General features: G+C 53.1%; 8 protein-coding genes. 6 read left to right on the plus strand and 2 right to left on the minus strand.

What is annotated here, in order from left to right:
- On the plus strand, positions 1-185 hold a 185-nt coding region (locus tag P5674_RS23905; protein ID WP_315670347.1), incomplete at its 5' end, for a hypothetical protein.
- Positions 186-303: 118 nt separating this feature from the next.
- Here the strand turns inward: P5674_RS23905 and P5674_RS23910 are convergent.
- Positions 304-795 (minus strand): hypothetical protein, encoded by a 492-nt coding sequence (locus P5674_RS23910; RefSeq protein WP_014273916.1) that lies wholly within the window; start codon positions 793-795, stop codon positions 304-306.
- The gene (locus P5674_RS23915) at positions 792-1070 is read right to left on the minus strand and encodes a UPF0175 family protein (RefSeq protein ID WP_006615913.1); all 279 of its coding nucleotides are present in this window, start codon (positions 1068-1070) and stop codon (positions 792-794) included. Before P5674_RS23915 ends, P5674_RS23910 begins: the two co-directional genes overlap by 4 nt.
- On the opposite strand from P5674_RS23915, the gene P5674_RS23920 reads away from it, so the two are divergent.
- From P5674_RS23920 to P5674_RS23940, 5 genes are all read left to right on the plus strand, one after another.
- Entirely contained in the window at positions 1063-1254 is a 192-nt protein-coding gene (locus P5674_RS23920) for a hypothetical protein (protein WP_014273915.1), read from the plus strand. The two genes, P5674_RS23915 and P5674_RS23920, sit on opposite strands and share 8 nt — an antisense overlap.
- Positions 1247-1513: a hypothetical protein gene (locus tag P5674_RS23925; RefSeq protein ID WP_014273914.1), complete on the plus strand. Its 267-nt coding sequence runs from the start codon at positions 1247-1249 to the stop codon at positions 1511-1513. Before P5674_RS23920 ends, P5674_RS23925 begins: the two co-directional genes overlap by 8 nt.
- A gap of 66 nt (positions 1514-1579) precedes the next feature.
- On the plus strand, positions 1580-1705 hold the full coding sequence (locus P5674_RS23930; protein ID WP_315670349.1) for a hypothetical protein: 126 nt from the start codon (positions 1580-1582) through the stop codon (positions 1703-1705).
- Positions 1706-1740: 35 nt separating this feature from the next.
- Entirely contained in the window at positions 1741-2412 is a 672-nt protein-coding gene (locus tag P5674_RS23935; protein WP_315670350.1) for a hypothetical protein, read from the plus strand.
- Between the two features lie 63 nt (positions 2413-2475).
- The gene (locus P5674_RS23940; protein WP_315670300.1) at positions 2476-2694 is read left to right on the plus strand and encodes a hypothetical protein; all 219 of its coding nucleotides are present in this window, start codon (positions 2476-2478) and stop codon (positions 2692-2694) included.
- The last annotated feature ends 225 nt before the right edge of the window (positions 2695-2919 follow it).

Raw genomic sequence — 2919 nt, forward strand, 5'->3', positions numbered from 1 at the left:
AAATTACAGCCAGAGTTGGCGATCGCGTAGCGTGCCCGCCAGAAGTATCGCCTACATTCTCGGAAGTGCGACCTATCGCCTACTCTCTGGGAAGTGCGTTCGCGCAGCGTGCCCGCCAGAAGTATCGCCTAGGCTCTGGGAAGTGCGACCTATCGCCTAGCCTCGGAGTGCGACGTATCGCCTAGAGTCTCAGAAGTGCGATCGTACTGCCGATTATACAGGCAAGATGCCTGTGCTACACGAGGAGCGATCGCATTTCCCAAGTCTAAAGCCGAGACGACAAACGGAGCGACCCCGACTCATTCACAGCCGTTCCAACTCCGACTCAAACATCCGAATCAATTGCGAACTCAAACGAATGCCATTCTTAAGTAACTCCGAAATCGATTCCCTGGCTTCCTGCCGAGTCATTAAATCTGCACCGACAGCAGCCAGTAAAATCCCCAAACTGCCCTTCACAGGTAAACCCAAACTCAAAGCGACCCGCCGTCCCAAACGCTCATCAATCAAGACCCAATCCGCTTGGAGTTCCCGACCCAACAAAATGACTTCAAATTCTCCAGCATCGAGTCCCAAAAGTAACGGTTCAATACTGGAAGTCCCTGCCGGAGCTTGCACGACCGCCCCCGTTCGAGTTAAAATCTCCCCGCGACCCGGGCGGTCGCCCCCCTGAATGGCCACCTCTCGGTATACGGTGGGCGGGATAAAAATCTCATCAAATAACTGGGGTAACAGTTGCAAGCGATCGATCAGACTCAAAGCAATTAATGGTGTCGCATTGACAACAAACTTCATCGATCCCTCAATTTCTCGGCCAATTCTCGGCTGGTTTTCGCCTCCTCCTCAAACTCGGCTTCGGTGTAGTCGATCGCGGCAAATCCCCGTTCGCCAATCAAACGATAAAACTCCAAACGGCTGCACCCCAAAATCTCCGCCGCCACCCCCGAAGAAATTTTACCCTCTTCATAGAGTTGACCCAAGGTCAAAATCATCACCCGCCGCTTAAACCCTTCGGGTTCTTCCCGACAAGCCACCAACAACTGTTCTGGAAATTCAACAAAAATGCTCATTTCACCGAACCCGATTCAATACTCGGTCAATTTAGGCGATCGCGTAGCGTGTCCGTGGCGCGATCGCATTCCTGATTATACAGGCAAGATGGCGGCCGGGCGACAGTATGAGCGATCGCGAAGCACGTCTCGCCGGAGATCCGGTTTGCCGGAATCAAGTGTTCGGTTATCAGTGATTGACTAATTTTAATTTTTATGATATATGGGCGAAGTGGCAGGGGGAAATATCTGGTGCGTTCGCGCAGCGTGCCCGCCAGAAGTATCGCCTACCCTCTCAGAAGTGCGACCTATCGCCTACTCTCTGGGAAGTGCGATCGCCTAGCCTCTCGGAAGTGCGATCGCCTAGCCTCTCGGAAGTGCGATCGCCTAGAGTCTCGGAAGTGCGATCGCCTAGCCTCTCGGAAGTGCGATCGCGCAGCGTGCCCGCCAGAAGTATCGCCTAGCCTCTGGGAAGTGCGACCTATCGCCTACATTCTCGGAAGTGCGACCTATCGCCTACCCTCTCGGAAGTGCGACCTATCGCCTACATTCTCGGAAGTGCGATCGCGCAGCGTGCCCGCCAGAAGTATCGCCTAGCCTTTCGGAAGTGCGATCGCATCTTACCAGAAAGCGATCGCATAGTGGAAAGTGGCTAAAATGGATGATTGAAATAACCCAGAGGACAACCCCCATGACCACCAATGCTGACGATGTTTGGAGGCTGCTGGCGGAATTGGCAGAAGCCCAGAAAGAAACCGAACGCCAATTTCAAGAAACCCGGCAACTCCTCCAGGAACAATCCCAAGAAAGCGATCGCCGCTTCCGGGAACAGTCCCAAGAAAGCGATCGCCGCTTCCGGGAACAATCCCAAGAAAGCGATCGCCGCTTCCGGGAAACCGAACGAATCATCAAACAACAGAATGAAAAACTCAACCAAGAATTAGGCAAATTGGGAAACCGCCTCGGAGAATTTGTCGAATGGCAGGTACGCCCCGCCGCCGTCCAACTATTTCAAAAAAGGGGAATTGCTGTCAATGAATTTCACGGCGACCTCTCGGTTAAACGCTTTGGAGAAGCCCTAGAAATTGATTTGCTCGTCGTCAACAGCGACCAAGCCATATTAGTCGAAGTCAAAAGCAAACTCAGCCAAACCGACATCGACGAACACCTGGAAAGACTCGAAAAATTCAAGCGGTTAATGCCCCGTTATAGTGATGTCAAAGCCATGGGAGCCGTCGCCGGAATGGTGGTTCCCGAAGAAGTCGCCCGCTATGGCTACCGTCGCGGCTTATTTGTGTTGGCACAGTCAGGAGATAGCGTCGTGATTTTAAATGATGATAAATTCCGTCCCCGCCAATGGTAAATTACAGCCAGAGTTGGCGATCGCGTAGCGTGCCCGCCAGAAGTATCGCCTACCCTTTCAGAAGTGCGTTCGCGTAGCGTGTGCGTAGCACGTATCGCCTACCCTCTCGGAAGTGCGATCGCGCAGCGTGCCCGCCAGAAGTATCGCCTATCGCCTCGGAAGTGCATTCCCGTAGCCTCTCGGAATTGCGATCGCCTCATCCAACTTCCCAGACCGTTTCAACTGATTCGCCTGTCTCAGCAACTCACCCGCACTCATTCCCTCACCACTCCTCATAACTAGCTGACCAACACATCCACCCCCTGACATATCCCAGCATTATACCCTATCACCAGACTGACGCAACTAGACAAACATCTACCGAGCGATTCTCAGAAGTGCGATCGCGTAGCCTCGGAGTGCGACGTATCGCCTAGCCTCGGAGTGCGACGTATCGCCTACATTCTCGGAATTGCGATCGCATCTTACCAGAAAGCGATCGCATAGTGGAAAGTGGCTAAAATGGAT

The sequence above is a fragment of the Limnospira sp. PMC 289.06 genome (assembly GCF_032350395.1).
Taxonomy (GTDB): domain Bacteria; phylum Cyanobacteriota; class Cyanobacteriia; order Cyanobacteriales; family Microcoleaceae; genus Limnospira; species Limnospira platensis.